This is a genomic window from Acinetobacter tandoii, assembly GCF_008867985.1.
Lineage (GTDB): Bacteria > Pseudomonadota > Gammaproteobacteria > Pseudomonadales > Moraxellaceae > Acinetobacter > Acinetobacter tandoii.
In genome coordinates this window covers 552,274-578,733 of sequence record NZ_VXLD01000001.1, presented here as the reverse complement: position 1 = coordinate 578,733, position 26,460 = coordinate 552,274, and the positions used below count along the sequence as shown (strand labels likewise).

The following is a 26,460-nucleotide window of genomic DNA, read 5'->3' as shown; positions in this document are numbered from 1 at the left end:
CCTCTATCCATAACCTTGATAAAAGAGATTAGAACAGCCAATGCATTATGGTTAAGACCAGCAAAACAAGGAAAACACTCTCACCTATCATCAAAAGGATCGGCTTAATACCCACCGTTGCGAGTTCTTTCAGTTGTGTTTTCATACCCAAAGCACTAATTGAAATAATCAAGCACCAACGAGATAACTCATTAATACCACCTTGCACCATAACTGGAACCCAACCAGAACTATTAACACAAGCAAGAATTAGGAATCCCACAGCAAACCATGGTAATAAAGGTGGTCGCTTTCCATCTGATGAGACGCCTTGCATACGTGTAATCGTGGCAGCACAAACAATAACAGGTAACAACATAGCCACCCGCATAAGCTTAACTACAGTTGCGGTATCACCCGTTTCCGCGGACATACTATAACCTGCACCCACCACTTGAGCGACATCATGAATAGTTGCCCCTAAGAAAATACCTGCTTCTTTTGGAGATAAAGCCAGCCAATGGGCAATCATTGGATATACAATCATTGCCAAAGTAGACAGTGCAGATACACCGATGACTGTAAATAATGTCGCTTTTTCCTTATTGGGATGATTTGGTAATGCAACAGAAATTGCGAGTGCCGCTGACGCACCACAAATCGCGGTAGCTCCTCCCGTCAACATACCAAATAGTTTCTGAAAACCGATCCATTTCGCAACGAATATAGATACGGAAATCGTCACAATTATAAGTATGATCACCAATGCTACCGGTTGCCAACCTAATGCTGTAATTTGTCCTAATGTAATCCGCATACCAAGCAAAGCAATACCGACCCGCATGACTGTTTTGGCAGTAAATTCTATGCCTGCTTTACACTTTCCTTCCACAGCCAGAAAATTCAATCCCATACCTAGCAATAACGCGAACAACATTACAGGTGCGCCATAATGTTCCGAAAGAAAGCTTGCTGCTGCAGCGGCTACTAAACTGACCGTGAACCCTGGTGTGAGTTCTCGGATTTTTTGATGCAGACCAATTTGTTGCATATAATCAAGTTGACTCAAATTACTCACACTATTCTCCAGCATTCAACTTAATAAATACTTGTTCGCCAATGACTTCTACAGGGTATGAGGCAACTTTTAGTTGTGTTGAATTGATCAAACATCCATTAGCTAAATCAAAACGCAAACCATGTGCACAGCACTGAATTACACGCCCGTCTAATTTCCCTCCAAATAATGAAGCTCCTTGATGTGGACATCGATCATCAATGGCATAAAATTGAGCTGCAATGTTAAATAATGCCAATGCCTTATTCCCTATGATTAAAAAGGCTCGTTCACCTAGCTTAGGAATTTTTTCTTGTGGTACTTCAAAACGAACTGTCATACGGCTTGTCCTTGTGTAGCAAGAACCTCAAGCATTGCCTGATAAAGCACATCTGCTGATTGAGCCCCTGCAATCGCAAAACTTTTATCAAATACAAAATATGGCACGCCCTTTCCTCCTGTATTTGCCGACAAAAATGGTGTCGTTGTTGTATTACTTATATTGTTCAATTCTTCTTCAGGGACTCCTAAATAGGCTGCAATCCTCTTTAGAACTGTTACATCCCCAATATCTTCTGAATGCAAGAAATAGGCTGAAAATATTCCTTCTAATAGCCGATTCCGTAACATCAGATCGCCCTTAGTTTCGATATGCTTAATTAACTGATGAGCTTTTCTTGTATTCGGCATACGTTGAATACGATCAAAATTTATCTCTAAGCAAACAGCTTTTGCAGCTTGACGTACTTGATTCTGACGCATTCGAACTGCGGTAATACTCCCTAATCTTTTTAAATAGAAAGCTTGAAAAGGAACACCTTCTTCTGGAATTTCAGTTAATAACTGTACGCCTTTCCATTGCAATTTGACTTCTACATCAGGATCGCTCTGTTGCAGCAATTGAATGGCCACTTCTAATTGCCGTTTGCCAATCAGACACCAAGGGCAAATAAAATCAAAATACACATCAATATGAATCAAACGAGACATCAGCGATCACCTGTATTAAATAACTGAGTCGGTTCCAATTTGGTTTGTGCTTCAAAACGAGTGATGTCTCGAAGATAGTGACGTTTAGCATAGAAAAATACGGCTGCCGCAGCGATGCTCATTAAAGGCATAAGTTGAAAGGCACTGTGCAAGCCAATCACATCCGATATCTTTCCAATAACCAAAGGACCTAAAGCCAAACCAAGAAAATTATTGGCTAAAGTTAAGGTTGCAAATGCTGTGCTATGTACAGAATTATGGGTCAGGTTTGCGACCATCGCACTAGAAGGACCATTGGTTCCAAGTGCAATAAACATCCCAATACAGATCATGAGCAGTTGCCCATTTCCAGCAGGCATCCCAAAGGCAATTGACAACAGAACACAACCAATCAAACAAAATGCGATTGCTAGACTCACTTTGCGATCAGGTCGATTACGCCCCAAACGATCACACAACATTCCACAAAGAATGGTGCCAATTGCACTACTCAGCACAATCACCGCAGCGATAACACCTGCTCTATCTGTACTCATGCCATAAAATCGATTGAGGTAACTCGGCAACCAAACGATGACTGTGCCCCCAACAAATAACTGCAAACCGCTGCCAATATAGGTTGCAAGCACAGAACGGCTGGAATAAATAGATTTTAGTGGTTGTTTAAATTGATCAGGTTTGGCTTCAGACTTAATCTTACGGGACTGAATTCCTATCTTTTTCTCTTTGACGACCATTGGGTATAAAAGTGCTAAACACAACCCAAACACCGCCATGCCACCAAATGCCCAACGCCAACCATAGTGTTCAGCCATAACACCACCTAAAGCCATGCCCAAGAAGGAACCAAACACTCCACCTGCCATAAATGCACTGGCTAATGTTGCACGCATTTCACGGGGAAAGACGGCTACGACTACCGCAATCCCTACACTGCCATAAGCTGCTTCACCGACACCCACCATAAAACGGGCGATAAACATCTGTTGGTAATTTTCCGCAATTGCACAACCAAGCGTTGCCAAACTCCATAACACAGCCATAAAAGTGAGACTTTTAATTTTGCCGAAACGGTCAGCCAATATTGATAAAGGTAATGTTAACAATCCAACCATTAAAGCGACGATGCCACTTAATAAGCCGAGCTGACTATCTGACAAGGCCCATTCATTTTTAATTAAAGGAAAAACCGCATTAAGCACTTGGCGCGACATATAGTCCGAAATAAGCAAACCAAAAGTTAAAGCAAAAACTAACCACGCATACTTACGTGGTATGTCGACTGATGTATCTAAGCCATCTGTAGAACTGGCATACTGATGTGCACCCATACGACCTCCTTGTGTTTCTTATACTTTCTAATTCTCATTCTTCATAAAAATTGTGCCTGATCCGCCGCACAATCAACTTAGTATCTTAGCCAAACCAACATTCCATTTGACTCGGCTGCTGTTGCGTTCGTTTGATACGTTAGCCATTAACCAACTTTACGATTTATGTCATATGACGTTTGGTCAAATATAATTTCACCAGTACGTTGAGGAACCCCTTTTTGACCTACTTTTCGGTTCGGTGCCATACCATTGGCGAGTAAGGTCTCTTCAATACTGTTGTATTGCACGCCTATGCGATAAATCTCACGTGCCTCTTTGCCATTTGCTACTTCACGACCAAGCTCATGCGCAATACGAACAGTTTGTTGAATTTGCTGCACAGAACTAAAACGCTCACCACGATGATCGATAATTGTGTCCTCATTACCTACACGCGCATGCAAACCCATCGCCATAGACATGGTGTTAAATGGCAAAACGTTTTTAAGCAATGATTCTGAGGTCAAAGTACAGCCATCTGGGACACGGTGAATAAAGTTAAAGAAGTTAAATGGATTTGGACCATCAAAACCGCCACCAATACCAATCCATGTCAGATTCAATGGCCCCATGTATAAACCTTTACGCACCATCCGTTCCAAGGTTTCTAAACCATGCATACCAGTTAATTGAAAGTGCGGCTGAATGCCATTTTTACACAAACGCTTTAAGTGCTCAGTTAACCATGCCGGTCCTGCGGGTACAGTCATTTCGGCATATGCTTCTTGAATGGCAGGATGTTCAAGTGATGTACCTTTCAAATATTCAGGATACAGAAGTTCCATAATATTCATTTGCGTAGTGTTCACTGCAACCGTCACCTGATCTGGCTTTGGGGTTAGTTCTGCGAGCATATGGCGCGTATCATCACTAAGCCAAAGGGCAGCTTCACCTTCACTTTCAGGTGCAAATGAAATTGAACCACCGACCTGAATAATCATGTCAGGTACAGCTTCACGCACACCTGCAATCAGTTCATTAAACTTAGATAAGCGTTTTGAGCCTTTGCCATCAAGTTCACGCACGTGCAAATGAAGTACCGATGCACCTGCTTCATAACACTCCACCGCTTTTTGGATTTGCTCATCCATGGTTACTGGAATATCTTCTGGAAAATCCTCTGGCATCCACTCTGGGCCGTAAGGTGCAACCGTAATAACCACTTTTTCCATATTTTCTGGGTGCAAAGAATCATCAAAGAATTGCATATGCATCTCCTCGTATAGTGTTCAAATTGTGAATTGAGTAAAATGTTTTAATTCTTAAACTTAGTAAGTGGCATTACCAATAATGCCCGCGCGTTCCATTTTGCGGTGACATGCAGGATAGTCCATGACTGCATAATGCTGTGTGCTACGATTATCCCAAATGGCAATACTGTTTGGCTTCCAACGCCAGCGAACTTGGTACTCTGGAATATAAGCCTGTGAAATTAAATAACGCATTAGATCAGCAGCACCCGGATTGGCATCTTGTCCAAAACGCACCATATCTTTGGTATGAAAATTACTGAAGTGCGTCGTAAATGCATTCACGTACAGAATTTTTTCGCCTGTTTCTGGATGGGTACGAACCACAGGATGCTCTGCATCTGGAAACTGTTGTTTCAGAGCTAACCGTTTTTCAATCGGCATCGCTGCACCAAAGCTAGCTTCTATACTGTGGTAAGCGCGTAAATTGGCAATTTTGGCCTTAACATCATTTGGTAAATTTTCATACGCCATCACCATATTCGTCCACATGGTGTCGCCACCAACTGGAGGACACTCAATACAACGCAGGACACAACCCATTGGTGGAACTTTGCGCCAACTGGCATCGCTATGCCACGCGTTTTCATAGCGATCAATTGGACTTTCTGGACTTTTATAAATTTGCACCAACCCTGGATGCTCTGGGTGACTTCCCACCGCAGGATGGTCTTCCAACTGTCCAAAACGCTCTGCAAATGCCACATGCTCAGCACGAGTTAGATTTTGATCTCTTAAGAACAAAACACGATGTTTTAAAAGATGAGCGCGAATTTCAGAGAACAGACCATCATCATGAATTGCATCTGCCAGATTTATCCCGCTTAGTTCTGCGCCAATATGGCAGCTTAATTGTTCAATTTGCATATGAAATCCTTTTCAAATTACAAAAATAGAAGAACCTGTGGTTTTACGTGATTCCAAATCACGATGTGCCTGTACTGCGTCTTTCAGCTCATAACGTTGATTAATTTCAATTTTGATTCGACCACTTGCAACATGATCAAACAGTTCATTGGCTAAAGCTTGTTTCTCCACTGGGTCGGCAATGTAGTCTGCAAGTGCTGGACGGGTAATATATAATGAGCCTTTTAGTGCCAGCAAAACTGGGTTGAAGTCTGGAATCGGCCCTGATGCCGTACCAACGCACACCATTAAACCACGACGTTTTAATGAGTCTAAAGACGACATAAAGGTATCTTTACCCACACTGTCAAAAACGACATTAACACCAACACCATTGGTTAACTCACGTACACGCTCTGCAACATTTTCATGGCTATAGTTAATTACATGATCACACCCGTGTGCTTTGGCAATCGCAGCTTTTGCATCCGAAGAGGTTGTGCCAATAACGGTTAAACCGAGTAACTTTGCCCACTGCGCCACAATCAAACCCACACCACCTGCCGCAGCGTGTAATAAAATTGTATCTCCTGCCTTAAAGTCATAAATTCGACGCATTAAATAACTAGCAGTTAAACCGCGCATGGTCATTGCAGCTGCTGTCTCGCAGGAAATTTCTTCTGGTAATTTGATTAAAACATTTGCTGCAATTAAACGTGCCGTACTATATGCACCTAAGGTATTTAAAAACCCTGTGTAAGTTACACGTTCCCCGACTTTAAAGTCGGTCACACCCTCACCCACAGCTTCAATTACGCCTGCAGCTTCTACCCCCATACCATTGGCTAAAGGAATTTGATAAGTACCATCACGAAAATAAGTATCAGCATAGTTCAAACCAACAGCTACATGTCGCAGTCTTACTTGCCCAGTATCCGGCTCACCGACTATTATATCCTCGTAACGCATTACTTCAGGGGTTCCTGTTTCATAGAACCTGATTGCTTTATTCATCGTCATTTTACTATCCGTGTCGTATTCTTATTCGGTGCTTAAAGAAGCATGTACTCAAACTACAACATAGCTAGGGTGACAACTTCGCATTAGACGACATTGATTTAGCATTTTACGACATGGCATAAGTAAGGATAGCTGCAGACTACAATTCTGTCGAAATCATAACTTGAAACTCTTATGCGTCCCTAGACGGTATAAAACATGAAAATTATTGAATTAAAGCACGCACAATGATCATGAATTTCAAGAAAATTTGCATAAGAACAAAATAAGCTCAAATTTAACCTGATCATTAACCCAATAACAGAGTAGCGATTAGCTCAAATTTGAGCTAATCGCTATACCGTTTTATATCAATAAACTAAATTTATCTGTGAAATATCAATGCATTTTTAATTGTGGTCTAGCCGACTTAGATAAAACATCCTTTAACATCAGAATGCTGGTTTTAAATAATCCATGCAAAGCGATCTGATGAAATCGATATAGTGACATATACATTAAACGAGCTACAAACCCTTCAATATTGATATTGCCCATAACATGTCCAACACTATTACGGTCACTTAAAGACACGAGTGAGCCTTTATCCTTAAAGACAAATTCTGGAAGTGGTTGACCAGCGATATAAGCCGCTAAGGCTTTTTCCAAAAAAATTGCCTGTTGATTGGCGACTTGAGCACGCGGTGCTAAAGGACGCTCCTTGCCTTTTGGTGTATAACTTGCACAATCCCCCATTGCAAAAATTGAATCATCTCGTGTCGTTTGCAAAGTCGGCTTAACGATGAGCTGATTAATACGATTGGTTTCTAATTCTGCAATGTTATTGAGAAAATCTGGGGCTTTAATTCCTGCAGACCAGACCTTTAAGTCAGCAGCTAATTGCGTTCCATCATCAAAATAAATATGTGTTTCATCAATTTTTTGTACTCGACTTTTGGTTCTGACCTGAATACCCATGTTGACTAATTCTGCTTCAGCCAAACTTGATATTTTAGAGTTCAGCACTGGCAATACTTGATCTGCCGCCTCAATTAGGGTAATACACACATTATCTGGTTGAATACTATCTAAACCATATTTGCAAAATTGATGTGCCGCGAAATGCAATTCCGCTGCCAATTCGACCCCAGTTGCACCCGCACCAATAATCGCAATATTCAGTAAGCTACCCTGTGTATCTTCAATTAGGGTATTGGCTTGAGCTTGGAGATATAGATTTAAAAACTCTTTCTGTAAATAATCTGCCTGAGCACGCGAATCCAGACACACACAATGCTCTTTAGCACCTTTAGTATTAAAATCGTTTGAAGTTGATCCTACTGAAACAACTAAAATATCGTAAGCAATAGAACGACATGGTGCAATTTTCTCACCTAGATGAGAGCTTAATTCCGCAAGTTGAATCTTTTTTTCGGTGCGATCAATATTAATCATTTTCCCCAAAAAGAACTCAAAATGATTTTTATTGGCATGTGCAAAGTAATTCAATTCATCATCATGCGAATTCAATGTTCCTGAAGCCACTTCATGTAAAAGCGGTTTCCAAATGTGGGTTAAAGTTGCATCGACCAAGATAATTTCGGCTTTATTTTTTTTACCTAAACGGTTCCCTAAACGCGTCGCGAGTTCGAGCCCACCTGCTCCACCACCGACAATTACGATACGTTTCTTACAATTTTTGTTTTCCAGTTGCATTGTTGTTTCTCCAATTGTTTGATGGTTAGGAAACGTTCGATTCATAATCATCAAATAATTGTCTAGCGTTCCATTGCGCTTAGAGTTGTATCAAAATGTATCGCAAAATAATAAAATACAAATAAATGATAGTGAACATTTATTTAATAAATAGTTCTAAGAATTTAACGCAATCAGATGAAATTTTTCACTTCAAATATCAGCAACAAAAAATTTAAATATATTTATTTTTATATATTTTTTAAAAATATATTTTGACTAAATTTTAAAAACTCATATAAATTTTATGAAAACAAAGGAGATAAAGTTCTAATTTTTTAATATACAATTCAACTTTCAAATGTTCTTTTTTTGATCAAAATAAGCAATATTTACAAAACAAAGGAAAAAGTTACCCTGCATTTGGCTTCGCTTATCAGGAGAACTTCTGACATGGATCACTTAGAAAATTATGGTTTTTTAAAACTCAAAATAGCCCAAAATTTTGAATAATTTTTTATATGCTGCGTTTAAAAGTCAGCCATTCATATACAAATCTTGGTGCTTAAATAAGACCATTTTTAATAATGACAGCAAGAAAAAGTCACACCCCTTTTTCAAGAGGTATGACTAAAATTATTAGGTTTATTGCAACTCAAATTAAATCAATTAGGCCAACAATTTGACTTTGGCAAGATTCGAATATTTGGCACGTGCAGCATGTAGTTTTTGATAACTATCAAGTAAACGTTGATGACGATCTAACCCTTCAAGTTTCATACTGGTTGGCGTTAAACCATAGAATCGAACACTACCATCGACTGAACCCACGGCTGCATCCATGTGTTCATCACCAAACATACGGCGGAAATTGACTTCATAATCTTCAAGTTCCATTTCATCATCGAGTTCAACTTCTAACACAACATTTAAACATTGGTAGAATAAACCTCGTTCCACTGTATTGGTGTTGTATTGCAAGAAAGTTTCAACCAAGTCTTTGGCTTCTTCAAATTGCTGTAAAGCCAAATAAATCATCAGCTTGAGTTCAAGTATCGTAAGTTGTCCCCAAACCGTATTGTCATCAAACTCAATCCCAATCAGGGTTTTGATATCGGTGTAGTCATCCAACTCGCTTTCTTCTAAACGTTCAACCAAGGCTTCAAGCTGCTCATCATCTAAACGGTGTAAATTCAGCGTGTCTTCGCGGAACCACAACGCCTTATTGGTATTGTCCCAAATTAAGTCTTCAACCAAATAAACTTCTGAATAGCCAGGCACTAAAATACGGCAGGCTGTAGCACCTAAATGCTCATAAACAGCCATATAAACTTCTTTGCCCATATCTTTGAGGATATCAAACAAGATTTTGGCTTCATCGACATTTTTCGCATGCCCTTCAGCACTAAAATCCCAATCGACAAAATCATAATCTGATTTCGCACTAAAGAAACGCCAAGACACCAAGCCACTTGAATCGATAAAGTGTTCTACAAAGTTGTTCGGTTCTGTGACCGCCTGCGAACTAAAAGTTGGACATGGTAAATCATTTAGTCCTTCAAAACTACGACCTTGCATTAATTCAGTTAAGCTACGTTCAATCGCCACTTGCATATTTGGATGAGCACCAAACGAAGCAAATACGCCACCAGTCCGTGGATTCATTAAGGTGACACACATCACTGGGTACTTTCCGCCCAATGATGCATCTTTCACCAAAATTGGGAACCCTTGCTCTTCTAAGCCTTTAATCCCTTCAATGATGCTCGGATATTGCGCCAGTACATCCGCAGGTACGTCTGGAAGTGCAATTTCCCCTTCAATGATTTCACGCTTCACTGCACGTTCAAAAATCTCGGATAAACATTGAACTTGCGCTTCTGCAAGCGTGTTACCTGCACTCATCCCATTACTTAAATATAAGTTTTCAATCAAATTGGTTGGGAAGTACACCACTTCACCATCTGACTGACGCACGTAAGGTAATGAACAAATACCACGCTCGATATTGCCTGAGTTGGTGTCGTATAAATGCGTGCCTAAAAGTTCATTTTCAGGGTCATAAATTGCTTTGCAATACTCATCCAGAATCTCTGGTGGTAATTCACCGTTTGGACCAGGTTGGAACCATTTTTCATCTGGATAATGTACAAATTCGGCATTGGCTATTTCTTCACCCCAGAATTGATCATTGTAGAACAAATTACAGTTCAAACGTTCAATAAACTCGCCCAAGGCTGAAGCTAAAGCACTTTCTTTCGTTGCACCTTTGCCATTAGAGAAACACATTGGAGAATGCGCATCACGAATATGCAACGACCATACATTTGGCACAATATTGCGCCAAGACGCAATTTCAATTTTCATGCCTAAGTTCGCCAATAAGCCTGACATGTTGGCAATAGTTTCCTCTAAAGGTAAGTCCTTGCCTGTGATATGAGTCAAGTGTTCAGACGCCAGATTCGGCATTAAAAGCGCTTGTGCATCTGCATCAATACTTTCAACTTCTTCAATGACAAAATCAGGTCCTGTTTGGATCACTTTCTTTACTGTACAACGGTCAATCGAGCGTAAAATCCCTTGGCGATCTTTTTCTGAAATATCGGCTGGTAGCTCAACTTGGATTTTAAAAATCTGTTTATATCGGTCTTCAGGATCAACAATATTATTTTGCGATAAGCGAATGTTATCGGTTGGAATGTTACGTGCAAGGCAATAGACCTTAACAAAGTAAGCGGCACACATCGCTGAAGATGCTAAGAAATAGTCGAATGGTCCTGGGGCTGAACCATCGCCTTTGTAGCGAATAGGTTGGTCAGCAATTACAGTAAAGTCATCAAATTTAGCTTCGAGTCGAAGGTTATCGAGATAATTGACTTTAATTTCCATGTTGGCACCTAATGATGCTTATATGCCTACATCAGACAGATAAGCGTCGAAAATATTGAATTAAAAGCAGAATGCAATGAAGAAATTGGTTTGCAAAAAGAATCAGCCAAAGGCTTGGCGCTGATTAAAAAACGGCTTAACGAATGCGCGTAGATTTTACAGATTTCTGGCTCAAAGTGGAAATGCTATCTTGAGATTTATGCAATTTTTCCCATAAGCCCGTGCATTTTAAATGTGCACTATATTCAATTGCTCGATTTTTCAAAACAAAACACATCTGAACAATATGTATATCATTCACTGTGCAGATGAATCCTGTATTGATGAAACATTGTGATATTCCCCTGAATTCTCAGGGAAACATCAAAAATCTGTCCTTGGTCAATTCGACCCGTGCAAGCTTGGCATCACGATTTTGATGACAATATGCTAACTCAATTTCTCCAACTGAAAATCTTCAAATGCATCAAATGGTCGCCCCAAATTAGAGTCAATAATTTCCACATAATTTTGCCCCCATACGATGAGGTTACGCTCTTTTACACCATGAAGTTGAATCTGGAGCTTTCCATCATCATTAAACGCAAACTTCCCGTTAAAAGTTTCAGACTTCTTGTTGCCACTATTGGCTGTCCGCACCAATTCAAAGCTTTGATCCTGATTTAATGTCAGGTCAATTGTAGATCCTTCACAGCCATCACAGAACGTGGGACAAGTCACGCATGGCGTAATGCCTCGGTATTGCCCCACCCACAGTTGCAATTGCGGATCTACAGCTTTTGTGGATTTTTCAGTTTCACGGGTTGAATGTTCAGCTTGTTTTGACTGGCTACAGCCTAAACATAAACTGGCAAAAACGAATGAACACAGTAATGTTTTTTTCATTTAGAAGGTCCAGTTCAAGGTAGCGGTTGCCTTAAGTGGTTCACCAGATTGAACCCAATTATTGGTATAGCTTGCAACGTAATAATCTTGATCAAACAGGTTATCGATATTAAGTTGCACGCGTAAATCAGGACGAAGTTGTGCATATGCCCCCACATTTACGACCGTAAAATCAGGTAAGCTCGTACCATTATCAATATAGTTTGCACTGCGCTTGCCATAATAATTCACATGACCAATCAAGCCTGCATCATATCCTGCAAAGTTGAATTGGTAATTCGCACTCAAATTTGCCGTATGCTTCGGGATATTCTTTAATCTTGACCCTTTTGCCTCAACTTCACTCTCAACGATAGATGCATCCGTAAACGTATAATTTGCATTTAAACGCAGATGATCTGTGAACTGGTGTTGTAATTCAAATTCAACCCCGTGGCTTTGCACGCGTCCACTATCGACGTAACTATCACTAATCCCTTCGGTTAAAAGATGTTGTTTATCGAGATCAAAATAAGTGAGTCCCAACCAACTTTTGGCTTGGAATTGATATTTTGCACCGACTTCCCAACTTTCAGTTTTCTCAGGATCATACAAGTCATTGTTTTTATTTAATCCTGTATTCAGTTCAAATGCTTTGCCCCAATTCGTATAGAAAGATAGTTTCTCAGTGGGTTGATAATTGATTCCTGCTCGAGGAGTAAATGGTGTAAACGCTTGTTCAGCAGATTTTCCACTACGATGGTCATCGATTTGCTGTTCTAAACGATTTAAACGCCCACCAACAAGTACATTCCACTGATCATTCAAGAAGATTTGATCTTGCAGGTTAAAGCCCAGCATTTGCTGCGTTTCTTTGGTATTTTTGGTGGTTCGTGTTAATGGCAAAATATTCTGACCATATACGGGGTGATTAAGATCAATCTGACTCGATGCTCCCGCGGCACTACGGCGTTGTAACTGATCAATCGTATAGTGACCTGCTTCTATGTTCGTGACCAACTCATGTCGAATTGATCCTGTATTCAATTTACCCCGCAAAATCGACTGAAAGTTTGTCGTCTCGGTTTCAAATTGACGTGAACGACGGAAACGGTTTGCGGTCTGTCCATCTGTGGTGATGGAAGAAATTTCAGTCGACGTACCCGCTCGCTCACCATGACTATAGGTGATTGCCGTGGTGTTGTTCCAATCATCATTAAATGCATGATTCAAACGCAGTTGAACCATTTGATCTTGAATTTCAATATCACCGTCACTAGGTTCGCCCAAAAATGTTTTTTTGTTCAGGTTCAATTGCCCATTAACCATTGGAATACCTCGGTCGAATACCCCTTTCGATTGAGCAAACTCGGTATCCAAATTCAACTGGGTTTGCGCTGAAAGCTTCCAAGCCAGTTGCGGCGCAATATAATAATGTTGATTATCTACTTGATCTCGAAAGCTCTGATTATTTTCATAAGCCAAACCCAGTCGATAAGCCACATCCTGATTCATTGCACCTGTGGTATCCAATGCAGCACGATATTCTTCAAGGGTGCTGCCACTTAGACTTAGGCTATTTATAGATTCCCATTCGGGCTGTTTGGTGGTGATATTCATAATCCCGCCAATTGCACCTTGCCCATACATCGCTGCCATAGGGCCTTTTAGGAAATCAATCGCGTGGATATTCACCATGTCTCGTGGTGTATGAATACCACTCACTGAACTTAAACCATTTCGCATATAGATGGTGCCCATATTGGGGTCTGTGCTAAATCCTCGAAAAGAATAATTATCCCAAAAACCACCACCATAACTGTCTTGATAAACCACACCATTGACCAATGACAAAGCATCACTAACCCGCTGAACATGATGATTTTGAATGTCCTCATTGGAAACATGGGACTTCGTAAATGGAACGTCTAATAAGTCATGATTAAACTGGGTAATCGCCTGAGATGAGGTATGCCGTTCATCCTGCTTTTCAGCAGTCAAAGTAATGGTCGACAACTGGGTTGTTTCTGTTTTTGCTTCAACCTCTGCTGCATGACTGGTTTGAGCATTTAAGCCAGATATTGCACCGAGTATTACACTGCATAAAACTTTAAAAATTCGAGGGTTAATCTGTGTTTGAACATATAGCGAAACCATACCGCCATTTCCTTTAAGGAACGGATTTAACTTGAATTGAGACATTTCAATTCCTTTAATGCGTAAAATTCCATGAGAACTTTTCATGCTTAGAAAAGCTCTCTGACTAAAATGTTGTGAAATTTAGGCAAATAAAGGTGGGGCTCGCCCTTGAGGAGTGAGAAATAGCCGCTGTAAAACAAAAAAGACGTGCTTAAATGCTTTTTGGAATGCAAGCATACGAACTTGCATACGCGTAAAGACTTCTTGGATACCAAGATTCAAATGAGCAACTAAATGCCCATATACCGTACAGAAAATACAGTGATGATCTAAATGATGTTGATGCTGAGATGGCGAATGCTGCATATTTTGCAGATCATGCATAGATTCAGCATGTGCATGATGGCTAGTCTGTTGAGTTGCTTTCGTCTGGACTGCTAATTCAGCAATAGTGATACAGACCTGAGCAATTTGCAGTTTCTCAGGTAACAAGGGCTGCAAAAAAACTGCAACATGTATCCACATCGCTATTAAAGCGAGCACAAAAGATGCTCTCAATCCTATCCCGTCTGAAATGATGAACGCGGAAAACTAACATAGATGTAACACTTGAATCAATTACCCTGCCTAAAATTCGAAATACTGTTAAAAATCATTTCTTGATCAACCATATCCAATGCTGAATCAAAGTTCTATTCAGTTCATTTTTGAAATACCTTGTTCTTTTATCACCATATCAATCATTTTTTATACTTAGAGGATGCATGATATTTATGCATTCATAATTCCACATCGACATTTTAAAAATTATATTTCAGGGACAGTTGACGATCATGCGAGTCAATTCTCTATCAGATGATTCAACTTTATTCATACGGCTATATTGAGGCTTTAAATATTCCACATTTGTTCTATGGAAGTAATTTGACTATACACATGCTGATGTTCTGCACGTTTAACAGCACACCAAAGTTCCATAAAACGCTTACCCAAATAGCTCTGTAAAATATGGTTTTCTTTAAACAGTGCTAAAGCATCCAACTGATTTGTCGCTAAAAAAATACGTTCAGTAGGATCACTCATTTGGTTCGTTGCTGTAGGAACGACTAAAGGATGGGTCAAGCCATGTAATGTTCCAATCAAAATCACGGCAATGGTCAAATATGGATTACAGTCTGCACCTGCCACTCGATATTCTAATCGACTATTTTCAGCATCCGAACATGGAATCCGAATTGCGACATTGCGGTTATTCAGTCCCCAATTTGCCTCTAAAGGCACATGGTTGCCTTTCTGAAAGCGTCGAAAAGAATTGATATTAGGTGCAAGTATCGCCATGCTTGGAGGTAAAAGTAGAATCAGCCCGCTAATCACTTTTAATAATTCAGCCGATACCGATTCATTTGGCTGCATACGAAACACATTCCGCATGGCTTGATCTAAAAGACTCATATGAAAGTGCATACCACTCCCTGCTTTATGAAGATCAGGTTTTGCTAAGAAACTGGCCTTTAATCCATTTTTTAAAGCCACTTGTTTGATCGTGCGCTTTAAAAGCATAATTTGGTCGCATAATTTAAGAATATCGTCCATATGCTGAATATTAATTTCATATTGCCCAGCAGATGATTCAGCCACAATGCCCGTAATGTTTATACCTTGCAAAGCAGCAATATATTCAACTTCATCTAGAACCTGTTGATAGCTATTAGGCGCCTGAACATCAAAACATTGACCAGATACCATAATCCCTGCATTTGCATTCAGATCGGATAGGTAAAACTCTAATTCCGCAGCCATACATGGATATAAATGCTGCTTTTCTAGTTGTGCCAATATGTTCTTTAAAATATTTCGTGGTTCATATTCGCAATCAGCGCCCCCTTCTTTCATACTTAATAATAATTGAGCATTCAATTCAGGCTCTAACGGACAAGGCTGCAAACTTCCTAATACTGGTTTGCAAAAATAATCTGGCTCTCCAATTTGTTTTCCCAATCCAGTTTCTTCTATCACCTCCCCATCTAGGCTCATCGCATAAATCGAGAGCGGAAAATAACACCCTTTACTCAGTTTTCTAAGACTGCTTACATCGATACGTTTACCACGCATATGGCCATTAATGTCATGCAGACAAATATCAATATGCTTGGTATTGGGATATCGAGTGAAATAGTTCTCTACTTCTTCTAAAAACAATATTTCGTTTAAATCCAAAGTTGAAGGATCAAGGGGGATGTTTATTCTCGAACCGTGTTGTTTATCTTGTATCGCGAGTAAGCTACTCATCATCTCTAGCCCTATTCATTTGAATGAACTCAAGATAAATGAGGCATGCCATGAAGTAACGTAAATGTTGCGTAAATTTTTTAAATAACCATATAAAACAAGATATTTAAATTTATTTAACCTTTATTTTATTTGTTTAAAGATGCTCATTTCAGGCTTATGACTGCATAAAATTAAATAAAAAAGCCCGAAATCATCTCGAGCTTTTAAATCAGACTAAATTCGTTGACTGCTTTAGCCAATTACATCAGTCAAAAATTTACGAAATCAAAAAATCTACATCCCTTATGGGTAGACTCATTTTTATGGGCTTAGACGTTTTCTTAACTTTAAAAATCTGTAGTTTCTACGGGTAAATGCGTACCTAACAAAGAAAAAGTCACGTCCGCAACTTCCAACGGGTCTGAACTGGTCCAGATAATATGATTCCCCTCATGTGTACGTTCAGAACTTAAATGATATTGATTGAGTTGCCGAATTAATTGCGCTGTTACAGCTTCCGAAGGCTCAATAATTTGAATATCATGACCTACAATTTCCTGAATCGTATCTGAGACAAATGGATAGTGTGTGCATCCTAAAATAATCGTATCGACTTTTTGCTCGACCAACGGCGCTAAAATATTTTTTAAATAATCTTTAACTTCCGCGGTATGTGCTTTACCTGTTTCAATTTTTTCGGCTAAGCCAATACACGGCACTAGAGACACTTTAATATCTTGTGCGTAAGTTTTAATTAAACTTTTTAAGTTTTTGCCCTTAACCGTCGTTGCAGTTGCCAAGACAGCAATATGCTTGCTTTGTGTCATTGCTACTGCGGGTTTTACCGCTGGTTCTATCGCAATAAGTGGCACATTAATTTGCGCTCTAATCGTCTCAATCGCTACAGCCGTCATGGTATTACAAGCAACAACGATCGCTTTGCACTTCCCGTCATTTATAAGATTCGAGATTAAGTGAGTGGTTCTTGAAACAATCCAGTCACTTTCTTTGTCTCCATAAGGAACATATTTCGAGTCCGCGAAATAGATAATGTCTTCATTCGGAAGGGCCTGCCGAATATGCTTAAATAGTGACAGCCCGCCTAAACCAGAATCAATCATTCCAATCGGGTTGTTATTGTTACTCATGATTTATCCTGCACTTAATATATTTAGAAAAATTCTTTCATGGTTGCCAAATCTTTGAGCAAAACTTTGGGTTGAATGGTTTTTAATTTTTCAGCCGACGTATAACCCCAACCTACCGCAGCAAAATCAATGCCTGCTTTATGAGCCGCTTCGCCATCAGTCATTTGGTCGCCGACATAAATGACCTGCTCTTTACTTAAATTTAAAATGTTGAGAACACGCCTAATTCTTTTTGCCTTACCAAATACAGAAGAACCACCATCAATATGAGCAAAAAGCTCACATAGCTCTGCACCCAGAAGATTTTGACAGTTTTCTTTAGAGTTTGAAGTAATAATTGCGAGCGTATACCCTCGATTATGCAGTTCTATTAGCTGATCCTGCATACCTTCAAACATATAAATTTCTTGATCTCTTTCTTTCATTAAACGAATGAAATCCTTAGCAATCCAAGGCAGTTTCCATCTGGAGACTTTCATCTCTTTCATAATTTCTCTAGGCGTGAGTTGTTTGTAATACTCAACCTCATGAAGGCCTACTGATTTAAAGTTATACTTTGTAGAAAGTTGATTTAAAGCACCTAAAAAGAAGCTAAAGGAGTCGACTAGAGTACCATCCATATCAAAAATAATAGCTTGATATTTTTTTAAGGCTTTTTCCATTTTAAATTCTAAAACAAACTATATTTTTCATTATTATATTTTTTATAGCCTTTTAAATCAGGCCTTAACTGAAGACCTGATTTTAAAATATATCTTTAACTTATTGATTAAACAAATATTGATAAACAATATACGCAGCCAGTTTTGCTGTTCTATTGTCTAAATCAAATTTAGGATTGCATTCAGCAATATCTAAAAGTTTGATTTTCCCAGTCTCTTGAATATGCTTAAAAATTGCTTCAAAAGTGGCTAAATCAATTCCTTTTACAGCTGGTGCACTGACTCCCGGTGCAACCGCAGCTGCGAAGACATCTAAATCAATCGTAACGTACAAACAGTCTACTTTTTCAATAAAAGCATCAACTGCCGCGAGCACGTTGTTTAAGTTAAAAATATTAACCTCATGGTCACGTAAATATGAACAATTCAACGCATCGGCTGTATCAAACAAAACTTTAGTATTGGCGTGATTAGCGACCCCAATACATAAATAATTAAATTGTTTTTGATGCTGTTCTGAAAGTCGCGCTGCTTGTAAAAAAGGTGTTCCAGAAGTGGCATGCTCTGCTTCACGCAAATCGAAATGGGCATCGAAATTAATAATGCCTATTTTTTTATCTGGCGTGTGGGCTTGTACATATTGGAACAGACCGCTAAAGCTGCCAAATGCAACTTCATGTCCACCACCAAGTACAATCGGTTTTAAACCATTTTGTAGGCTAGTTGCGACTTGCTCCGCCAACTCGGTTTGGGCTTGCTCTAAATTGTCATATTCACAAGTCACTGTACCCAAATCGACAATACTGACTGGACGATGAATAGGTAAATTGGCAAGCTGATTACGGATTGCATCTGGCGCATCGGCAGCACCGACTCGGCCTTTATTACGTTTCACGCCTTCATCAGAGCTAAAACCAATCAACGCAAATTCAGCATGTTGGGTTTTATTCATAATATGGTGAATACGTTGGTGTGCTTCACCCTCGCCATCATGGCGACCTTGCCATTTAAATGTGTGATTCATGTGACACCGTTTAAAAAATAACTTCTTGTCCATGCTGAACGACTCGCTTAGGCAAATCGCCGCCAAGCCAGTAAATAATTTCAGATGGATGCTCAATATCCCAAGCTATAAAGTCAGCGACTTTACCCTGCTCCAAACTGCCGTGTGTTTGCTCTAAACCAAGTGCTTGTGCAGCATGAATGGTGACACCAGCTAAAGCTTGCTCAGGCGTTAAACGGAATAACGTACTGCCCATGTTGAGCATTAAACGTAAAGAAAGTGCTGGAGATGTACCCGGATTTAAATCACTCGACAGCGCAATACGCACGCCATGTTTAATAAGACTTTCAATCGGTGGGTATTGTGTTTCACGCAGCAAATAAAAAGCACCCGGCAATAACACAGCAACCGTGCCCGACTCTGCCATGGCTTTGACATCATCTTCGGTCATGTACTCTAAATGGTCAGCCGACAAAGCATGATAACGTGCTGCCAAACTTGAGCCACCTAGCGATGAAAGCTGTTCAGCATGAAGCTTAACCGGTAGATTCAAAGACTGTGCTGTTTTAAAAACACGTTCGACCTGAGCAGGTGAAAATGCCAAATGCTCACAGAACGCATCAACTGCATCGACTAAACCTTCAGCATGCAGTTTAGGCAGCATTTCTGTACAGATATGCTCGATATAAGCATCGCTTTGGTCTTTGTATTCTGGCGGCAAAGCATGCGCAGCTAGGCAGGTACTTTTTACCGTCATTGGTAAAGCTTCACCAATTTGACGAATCACACGAAGCATCTTGCGTTCATTTTCGTAATTCAGTCCGTAACCAGACTTAATCTCGATGGTCGTTACACCGTCTTGTTGCATACAACGAATACGCTTAAGAGCTGATTTCAGTAATTGTTCTTCGCTTGCTTCACGCGTTGCACGCACTGTGCTGGCAATACCGCCACCGCTTGCAGCAATTTCAGCGTAACTTACGCCCTGTAAACGCTTTTCAAATTCAACACTACGGTTGCCACCAAATACACTATGTGTATGACAATCAATAAACCCTGGGGTTACCCAAGCGCCTTTTAAATCAACTGTTTCTGAATAAGTATCGGCAGGAAGTTCTTGTTGTTTTCCAATCCACTGAATGAGATGCCCATCTGTAACGATTGCAGCATCTTCAATGTAGGAATATTGCCCATTTTGCATGGTTGCAATGTGGCAATTTTGCCAGAGTTTTTTCATTAGCCTATCCTCGAAACTGCCCAATCGTTAAACCATTGGGCAGTTCATTTGTTAGCTTTCTATCTCAATATTTTGCGGGACTGAATTATTTTGCTTTCCCAAATTTTGCTGAGGTTTTACCCAAATACGATAAGCAATCATTAACAGAACAAGCCATGTGATTCCGACATAAATTGCAGGACGCGAGTCTGGGAAATAACCCATCATGACTAAAATGAACACCATAAAACCAATTGCAAAAGCAGGAGCATACGGCCAGCCAATTACAGGAAAATCAAGTGCTTTAATTTCAGCAGTAGATAACTTACGGCGCATCGCGACTTGTGAAAGCAAGATCATGAGCCATACCCAAACGGTTGCGAAAGTTGCAATTGAGGCAATGATCATGAATACATTTTCAGGAATCAGATAGTTCAGCACTACACCAATTAATAGCACACCAGCCATAACCACAACAGTCATCCATGGCACACCATTACGTGACAATTTTTGGAAAATTCGAGGTGCTTGACCACGGTTTGCCATGCCATAAAGCATACGCCCTGCACCAAAGACATCACTATTAATCGCTGAAACTGCTGCTGTAATAACAACAATATTTAAAATTGTTGCCGCCGATTTAATGCCTAAATTCTCAAAAATCTGTACGAAAGGACTACCTTGGCTACCGATCTGGTTCCATGGAAAAATCGACATCAGTACAAAAATGGTCAGTACATAGAAAAGTAAAATACGTACTGGAACTGCATTAATTGCTTTTGGTAACGTGGTTTTTGGATCTTGTGATTCACCTGCTGTAATACCAATAATTTCGATACCACCGAAAGCAAATACAACCACAGATAAACATGCCACTAGGCCTGCAATCCCATGTGGCATAAAGCCATCATAAATCCATAAATTTTGAATCCCTGGTACCACACTGCTATGGTCAGCATGGAATCCATAGAACATTAAGCCTATTCCACCTAAAATCATGGCAACAATGGCACTCACCTTGACAATAGAAAGCCAAAACTCGAGTTCACCAAAGACTTTAACGTGAATCAAGTTAATTGCCCCCAAGAACATAATCAGCGATAGAATCCAGATCCACCGTGGCACATCGGGATACCAGAACCCCATATAAATACCAAAAGCAGTGACATCAGCTAAAGCAACAATGATCATCTCAAAGACATAAGTCCACCCTGTGGTGAAACCCGCTAAAGGACCAATGTACTGCGAAGCATAGTGGCTAAACGAGCCAGAAACTGGGTTTTGGACAGCCATTTCACCCAGTGCACGCATCACGATATAAATTGCAATCCCTGCAACGATATACGCAAGTAATACTGAAGGCCCTGCCATTTTAATGGCAGTTGCCGAACCATAGAAAAGCCCAGTTCCAATTGCTGAGCCTAATGCCAAGAAACGAATGTGGCGGGTGTTCAACCCCCGCTGTAATGTGGAGCTTTGTGACATTATAATCTCCAATCCTTGAGGATATTTAGTTAGATTCGGCCACTCCATGTGACCGTTTTATTAATCACACTTCAGATAAACTAGGGAGTAGTTTTGGAATAAGTAACTCGTTTAAGCAGCCGCTTGAGAGTAATTCACTTGCTTGTTCAATATCAGGAGCAAAGAAACGGTCTTCACTGTAGTAAGGCACTTGAGCGCGCAAGATTTTACGAGCTTGTTCAAGTTTAGGCGAGCTTTTTAGGCCTTCACGGAAGTCTAGACCCTGACAAGCGCCTAACCATTCAACAGCTAAAATGCCACGAACGTTGTCAGCCATATACCAAAGACGTTTACCCGCATTCGGAGCCATTGATACATGGTCTTCTTGGTTAGCTGAAGTTGGCAAGCTATCCACACTTGCTGGATGTGCAAGCGCTTTGTTGTCACTTGCAAGAGCAGCAGCGGTAACTTGAGCAATCATAAAGCCTGAGTTAACACCACCATTTGCCACCAAGAACGGTGGAAGTTGTGACATGTGACGGTCCATCATCATCGAAATACGACGTTCAGACAGTGAACCAATTTCTGCAATTGCCAATGCTAAATTGTCGGCCGCCATTGCAACAGGTTCTGCATGGAAGTTACCACCAGAAATCACGTCACCTTGTTCAGCAAACACAAGCGGGTTATCAGATACGGCATTGGCTTCAATTTCTAATACTTCAGCAGCCTGACGGATTTGCGTTAAACATGCACCCATCACCTGTGGTTGGCAGCGTAATGAATACGGGTCTTGAACTTTGCCACATTCTTCATGTGAACGAGAAATTTCACTCGAATCAGTCAATAAATCGCGATAAGCCGCAGCAACATCAATTTGACCACGTTGACCGCGTACTTCGTGAATACGTGCATCGAACGGTGAGCGTGAACCCAGCATCGCTTCAACACTCAAACCACCACAAACTGTCGCAGCAGCAAATAAATCTTCCGCTTCAAATAAGCCGCGTAAAGCATAAGCAGTCGAAACCTGTGTACCATTTAAAAGCGCTAGACCTTCTTTAGCAGCCAAAGAAATTGGTTCTAAGCCTGCAATTTTTAAAGCTTCAACTGCTGGTAACCATTCACCTTTATAACGTGCTTTACTCTCACCCAATAAAATTAGGGACATATGTGCAAGTGGTGCTAAGTCACCTGATGCACCTACTGAACCTTTAAGAGGAATATGCGGATAAACCTCAGCATTAATTAAAGCCAACAAAGCATCAATGACTTTACGGCGAATACCAGAGAAACCACGCGCCAAGCTATTTGCTTTCAATAGAATAATTAAACGAACCATTGCATCATCAAGTGCTTCACCTACACCTGCCGCATGTGAAAGAACTAATGAACGCTGTAATTTTTCTAAATCTTCAGGAGCAATCTTGGTCGAAGCAAGTAAACCAAAACCAGTATTAATGCCGTAAGCTGTACGCCCTTCATTTACAATCTGCTCTACACAAGCCACGCTTGCATTGATTGCAGATGAAGCACTTTCATCTAATTTAACTTTGATCGGGTTAAGGTACGCTTGACGTAAATCGGCTAAGGTCAATTTTCCCGGTTGGATAAGTAATTCCATGTTGGCTTCCTAATTTTTTGCACTATATTCTGCTGAGACGGTGCTTTTCACAATTGCAAAAAGCACCGCTAGTTCTTCCATGTATTTTTATTGCGTGATCATTGGCAAGTGTAAGCCTTGCTCTTTGGCACAGTTAATCGCAATTTCATAACCTGCATCGGCGTGACGCATAACACCTGTTGCAGGGTCATTGGTCAGTACGCGAGCAATACGTGCAGCAGCTTCATCTGTACCATCACACACAATTACAACGCCTGAGTGTTGAGAGAAGCCCATACCTACACCACCACCGTGATGTAAAGACACCCAAGTTGCGCCGCCCGCTGTATTTAACAATGCATTTAATAAAGGCCAGTCTGATACTGCGTCTGAACCGTCTTGCATTGCTTCAGTTTCACGGTTTGGACTTGCAACCGAACCTGAGTCTAAATGGTCACGACCAATCACAACTGGTGCAGACAACTCACCGCTACGAACCATTTCGTTAAATGCCAAACCAAGTTTTGCACGTAAGCCTAGACCAACCCAGCAAATACGCGCTGGTAAGCCTTGGAAGCTAATGCGTTCACGAGCCATGTCTAACCAGTGATGTAAATGTTCATCATCAGGAATTAACTCTTTAACTTTGGCATCTGTTTTATAAATGTCTTCTGGGTCACCAGAAAGCGCTGCCCAACGGAATGGACCAATACCACGACAGAACAATGGACGGATATAAGCAGGTACGAAGCCCGGGAAATCAAAAGCGTTTGCTACGCCTTCATCTTTCGCCATTTGACGGATGTTATTACCATAGTCAAATGTTGGAACACCCATTTTTTGGAAATCAAGCATTGCTTGTACGTGTTTTGCCATCGACTGTTTTGCAGCTTTTACAACAGCTTCTGGTTCAGTTTTGGCACGTTCACGGTATTCATCCCAAGTCCAGCCTACTGGTAAGTAGCCATTGAGTGGATCGTGTGCACTTGTTTGGTCGGTTACCATGTCAGGACGTACACCACGGCGTACAAGCTCAGGTAAAATTTCAGCAGCGTTACCATGAAGCGCAATTGAAATTGCTTTACCTTCTTTTGTATAGCGGTCAATACGCGCTAAAGCATCATCTAAATCAGTCGCTTGTTCATCTACATAACGAGTACGTAAGCGGAAGTCGATACTGGTTTGTTGGCATTCAATGTTTAAAGAACAAGCCCCTGCAAGTGTTGCAGCTAAAGGCTGAGCGCCCCCCATACCGCCTAAACCAGCAGTAAGAACCCAACGGCCTTTTAGATCACCGTTGTAGTGTTGGCGGCCTGCTTCAACGAAAGTTTCGTAAGTCCCTTGTACAATGCCTTGGCTACCAATGTAGATCCATGAACCTGCTGTCATTTGACCATACATGGCCAAACCTTTGGCATCGAGTTCATTAAAGTGTTCCCAATTGGCCCAGTGTGGCACCAAGTTTGAATTGGCAATTAACACACGCGGTGCATCTTTATGGGTTTTAAATACACCTACCGGTTTACCTGATTGCACCAAAAGGGTTTCGTCTTCTTCAAGTTTTTTGAGTGTTTCTAAAATTTTATCGAAGCATTCCCAGTCACGTGCTGCACGGCCAATACCACCATATACAACAAGTTCTTTGGGATTTTCAGCCACATCAGGGTCAAGGTTATTCATTAACATGCGCAACGGCGCTTCTGTTAACCAGCTTTTTGTATTTAAAGTTGTCCCTCTAGGTGCACGAATTTCAATGTCACGATAACGTGGATTATTTGCTTTCACAAACAGACTCCTTTCCTTTTAAAAATAATGTCCACAAGAATCATCTTATGGGAAACTACATGTTTGTACTTGTATATACATATATATACTATATATTTTTTCATTAATACAATAATTTTTTTAATTCTCCATCAACCCATTAATTTAAATACAAAAAAAATGCATAAGAAGACTTATGCATTTCCGAAAGAAATTTGAATTTCCAAGTTTTAAGCTTAAAACTTGTATGACTTCACTCTGTTCAACCAACTTTTTTATTGAACATACCAGAGTAACAACGTTGTGGATGATGATAGATAAATCTTCAAATTGAAGGATTCATTTTTTAAATTTGAACTTTTATCGGGTCTCAACAAAGCTTCGCACTGAGATATAAGCTACTTTAAATGCCTATTTACATCCATCTGTTGTCTTAGGGATTAAACTTACCTTCCAAATGATATCGATTGCCTGGATAAATCAAACGCGCACTAGAAATGAGGTTTTTATTTGACCATGTTCTACGTTGAATAAATAAACAAGGTTCTGCCTTATTGATTTTGAGCCATTTACACTCTTGGGCAGATGCCAAAACTGCTTTTACAATATGCTCTCCCTCAGTCACTGGTGAATTTTGCATTAAGTAAGCATTCGGCGTTATTTGCGAAAAATCTTGTTTTAAATAATTCGGCACCAAATATGAATTGACCAATCTATCTTCAATTTGCACAGGAATATCATTTTCATAATGAATAATAATCGAATGATAAAGTAGCTGACCTTCTTGTACCTCCATTTGCAGGCTTTGTAATGCATTTGCCCGAAGACTTTCTAGAACAATGACCTCGGCACGATGCTCATGCTTTCGGGCTTGAATTTCATCCGCAATATTATTAATTTGAAACAACGAAGTTTGTCCTTGTTGCTCTGCGACAAAAGAACCCACCCCTTGAACTCGAACCAATACACCTTCTGCCGTTAGCTCCCGTAGCGCACGATTAATGGTCATACGACTACAACCCAACTGGTTAACCAATTCACTTTCAGAAGGAATTTTTTGATTGGTCGACCATAACCCTTGATTAATTTTGGTGGTAATTAATTGCTTCACTCGCATGTAAATAGGGATTGGGCTATCTGCATCAATGGTTAGCTCTAGGTCTTGTTTAGGCTCTTTTTTTATTGCCATGTAATTACTCGATACAGATTAACTTAATTCTTCGCAGTTTACCCTGTACCCCTCAAAAG

Annotated in this window: 21 protein-coding genes; all 21 read right to left on the bottom strand. The window is 40.3% G+C overall.

Annotated features, from left to right (window positions below; all coding sequences use genetic code 11):
* Positions 1-28: 28 nt before the first annotated feature.
* The gene (locus tag F4W09_RS02855) at positions 29-1,030 is read right to left on the bottom strand and encodes a YeiH family protein (RefSeq protein ID WP_044740636.1); all 1,002 of its coding nucleotides are present in this window, start codon (positions 1,028-1,030) and stop codon (positions 29-31) included.
* 28 nt (positions 1,031-1,058) lie between these two features.
* Positions 1,059-1,376 carry a Rieske (2Fe-2S) protein gene (locus tag F4W09_RS02850; RefSeq protein ID WP_044740627.1) on the bottom strand — a complete coding sequence of 106 codons (318 nt, stop codon included), beginning with the start codon at positions 1,374-1,376 and terminating at the stop codon, positions 1,059-1,061.
* Positions 1,373-2,026, bottom strand: a complete 654-nt coding sequence (locus tag F4W09_RS02845) for a DsbA family oxidoreductase (RefSeq protein WP_151503952.1) — start codon at positions 2,024-2,026, stop codon at positions 1,373-1,375. Before F4W09_RS02845 ends, F4W09_RS02850 begins: the two co-directional genes overlap by 4 nt.
* Positions 2,026-3,357 (bottom strand): MFS transporter, encoded by a 1,332-nt coding sequence (locus F4W09_RS02840; protein ID WP_044740625.1) that lies wholly within the window; start codon positions 3,355-3,357, stop codon positions 2,026-2,028. The genes F4W09_RS02845 and F4W09_RS02840 overlap by 1 nt, the downstream gene beginning before the upstream one ends.
* Before the next feature lie 146 nt (positions 3,358-3,503).
* Positions 3,504-4,607 carry a beta-keto acid cleavage family enzyme gene (locus F4W09_RS02835; protein ID WP_044740624.1) on the bottom strand — a complete coding sequence of 368 codons (1,104 nt, stop codon included), beginning with the start codon at positions 4,605-4,607 and terminating at the stop codon, positions 3,504-3,506.
* Between the two features lie 60 nt (positions 4,608-4,667).
* Positions 4,668-5,516, bottom strand: coding sequence for a TauD/TfdA dioxygenase family protein (locus tag F4W09_RS02830; RefSeq protein WP_044740623.1), 849 nt, complete (start codon positions 5,514-5,516; stop codon positions 4,668-4,670).
* 12 nt (positions 5,517-5,528) lie between these two features.
* On the bottom strand, positions 5,529-6,515 hold the full coding sequence (locus F4W09_RS02825) for a quinone oxidoreductase family protein (protein ID WP_016166528.1): 987 nt from the start codon (positions 6,513-6,515) through the stop codon (positions 5,529-5,531).
* A gap of 378 nt (positions 6,516-6,893) precedes the next feature.
* A complete protein-coding gene (locus F4W09_RS02820) occupies positions 6,894-8,210 on the bottom strand; it encodes an NAD(P)/FAD-dependent oxidoreductase (protein ID WP_151503951.1) in 1,317 nt (438 codons plus the stop codon).
* 648 nt (positions 8,211-8,858) lie between these two features.
* Positions 8,859-11,078 carry an OsmC domain/YcaO domain-containing protein gene (locus F4W09_RS02815; protein WP_151503950.1) on the bottom strand — a complete coding sequence of 740 codons (2,220 nt, stop codon included), beginning with the start codon at positions 11,076-11,078 and terminating at the stop codon, positions 8,859-8,861.
* A 429-nt stretch (positions 11,079-11,507) separates the two neighbouring features.
* Complete coding sequence (locus F4W09_RS02810) at positions 11,508-11,963, bottom strand: copper resistance protein NlpE N-terminal domain-containing protein (RefSeq protein WP_151503949.1); 456 nt, start codon at positions 11,961-11,963, stop codon at positions 11,508-11,510.
* Positions 11,964-14,144: a TonB-dependent receptor gene (locus F4W09_RS02805; protein ID WP_244948529.1), complete on the bottom strand. Its 2,181-nt coding sequence runs from the start codon at positions 14,142-14,144 to the stop codon at positions 11,964-11,966.
* A gap of 78 nt (positions 14,145-14,222) precedes the next feature.
* Entirely contained in the window at positions 14,223-14,645 is a 423-nt protein-coding gene (locus tag F4W09_RS02800; RefSeq protein WP_228155368.1) for a DUF2946 family protein, read from the bottom strand.
* A gap of 327 nt (positions 14,646-14,972) precedes the next feature.
* The gene (locus tag F4W09_RS02795) at positions 14,973-16,373 is read right to left on the bottom strand and encodes a glutamine synthetase family protein (RefSeq protein ID WP_418655075.1); all 1,401 of its coding nucleotides are present in this window, start codon (positions 16,371-16,373) and stop codon (positions 14,973-14,975) included.
* A gap of 326 nt (positions 16,374-16,699) precedes the next feature.
* Positions 16,700-17,500, bottom strand: a complete 801-nt coding sequence (gene murI, locus F4W09_RS02790) for a glutamate racemase (protein ID WP_151503948.1) — start codon at positions 17,498-17,500, stop codon at positions 16,700-16,702.
* Positions 17,501-17,523: 23 nt separating this feature from the next.
* Positions 17,524-18,162, bottom strand: coding sequence for an HAD family hydrolase (locus F4W09_RS02785; protein WP_151503947.1), 639 nt, complete (start codon positions 18,160-18,162; stop codon positions 17,524-17,526).
* 100 nt (positions 18,163-18,262) lie between these two features.
* A complete protein-coding gene (gene hutG, locus F4W09_RS02780; protein ID WP_151503946.1) occupies positions 18,263-19,186 on the bottom strand; it encodes a formimidoylglutamase in 924 nt (307 codons plus the stop codon).
* A 10-nt stretch (positions 19,187-19,196) separates the two neighbouring features.
* A complete protein-coding gene (gene hutI / locus F4W09_RS02775) occupies positions 19,197-20,402 on the bottom strand; it encodes an imidazolonepropionase (RefSeq protein ID WP_151503945.1) in 1,206 nt (401 codons plus the stop codon).
* 51 nt (positions 20,403-20,453) lie between these two features.
* On the bottom strand, positions 20,454-21,866 hold the full coding sequence (locus tag F4W09_RS02770) for an amino acid permease (RefSeq protein WP_087400287.1): 1,413 nt from the start codon (positions 21,864-21,866) through the stop codon (positions 20,454-20,456).
* A gap of 64 nt (positions 21,867-21,930) precedes the next feature.
* Positions 21,931-23,469, bottom strand: coding sequence for a histidine ammonia-lyase (gene hutH, locus F4W09_RS02765; protein WP_046812104.1), 1,539 nt, complete (start codon positions 23,467-23,469; stop codon positions 21,931-21,933).
* An 87-nt stretch (positions 23,470-23,556) separates the two neighbouring features.
* On the bottom strand, positions 23,557-25,233 hold the full coding sequence (gene hutU / locus F4W09_RS02760; RefSeq protein WP_151503944.1) for a urocanate hydratase: 1,677 nt from the start codon (positions 25,231-25,233) through the stop codon (positions 23,557-23,559).
* 412 nt (positions 25,234-25,645) lie between these two features.
* The gene (gene hutC, locus F4W09_RS02755) at positions 25,646-26,401 is read right to left on the bottom strand and encodes a histidine utilization transcriptional repressor HutC (protein WP_171284973.1); all 756 of its coding nucleotides are present in this window, start codon (positions 26,399-26,401) and stop codon (positions 25,646-25,648) included.
* Between the last annotated feature and the right edge of the window lie 59 nt (positions 26,402-26,460).

Bases quoted from the DNA above. Each gene is read 5' to 3' on its own strand.
- F4W09_RS02855 (WP_044740636.1), bottom strand. From the start codon at position 1,030: ATGCAACAAATTGGTCTGCATCAAAAAATCCGAGAACTCACACCAGGG.
- F4W09_RS02850 (WP_044740627.1), bottom strand. From the start codon at position 1,376: ATGACAGTTCGTTTTGAAGTACCACAAGAAAAAATTCCTAAGCTAGGT.
- F4W09_RS02845 (WP_151503952.1), bottom strand. From the start codon at position 2,026: ATGTCTCGTTTGATTCATATTGATGTGTATTTTGATTTTATTTGCCCT.
- F4W09_RS02840 (WP_044740625.1), bottom strand. From the start codon at position 3,357: ATGGGTGCACATCAGTATGCCAGTTCTACAGATGGCTTAGATACATCA.
- F4W09_RS02835 (WP_044740624.1), bottom strand. From the start codon at position 4,607: ATGCAATTCTTTGATGATTCTTTGCACCCAGAAAATATGGAAAAAGTG.
- F4W09_RS02830 (WP_044740623.1), bottom strand. From the start codon at position 5,516: ATGCAAATTGAACAATTAAGCTGCCATATTGGCGCAGAACTAAGCGGG.
- F4W09_RS02825 (WP_016166528.1), bottom strand. From the start codon at position 6,515: ATGACGATGAATAAAGCAATCAGGTTCTATGAAACAGGAACCCCTGAA.
- F4W09_RS02820 (WP_151503951.1), bottom strand. From the start codon at position 8,210: ATGCAACTGGAAAACAAAAATTGTAAGAAACGTATCGTAATTGTCGGT.
- F4W09_RS02815 (WP_151503950.1), bottom strand. From the start codon at position 11,078: ATGGAAATTAAAGTCAATTATCTCGATAACCTTCGACTCGAAGCTAAA.
- F4W09_RS02810 (WP_151503949.1), bottom strand. From the start codon at position 11,963: ATGAAAAAAACATTACTGTGTTCATTCGTTTTTGCCAGTTTATGTTTA.
- F4W09_RS02805 (WP_244948529.1), bottom strand. From the start codon at position 14,144: ATGTCTCAATTCAAGTTAAATCCGTTCCTTAAAGGAAATGGCGGTATG.
- F4W09_RS02795 (WP_418655075.1), bottom strand. From the start codon at position 16,373: ATGATGAGTAGCTTACTCGCGATACAAGATAAACAACACGGTTCGAGA.
- murI (WP_151503948.1), bottom strand. From the start codon at position 17,500: ATGAGTAACAATAACAACCCGATTGGAATGATTGATTCTGGTTTAGGC.
- F4W09_RS02785 (WP_151503947.1), bottom strand. From the start codon at position 18,162: ATGGAAAAAGCCTTAAAAAAATATCAAGCTATTATTTTTGATATGGAT.
- hutG (WP_151503946.1), bottom strand. From the start codon at position 19,186: ATGAATCACACATTTAAATGGCAAGGTCGCCATGATGGCGAGGGTGAA.
- hutI (WP_151503945.1), bottom strand. From the start codon at position 20,402: ATGAAAAAACTCTGGCAAAATTGCCACATTGCAACCATGCAAAATGGG.
- F4W09_RS02770 (WP_087400287.1), bottom strand. From the start codon at position 21,866: ATGTCACAAAGCTCCACATTACAGCGGGGGTTGAACACCCGCCACATT.
- hutH (WP_046812104.1), bottom strand. From the start codon at position 23,469: ATGGAATTACTTATCCAACCGGGAAAATTGACCTTAGCCGATTTACGT.
- hutC (WP_171284973.1), bottom strand. From the start codon at position 26,401: ATGGCAATAAAAAAAGAGCCTAAACAAGACCTAGAGCTAACCATTGAT.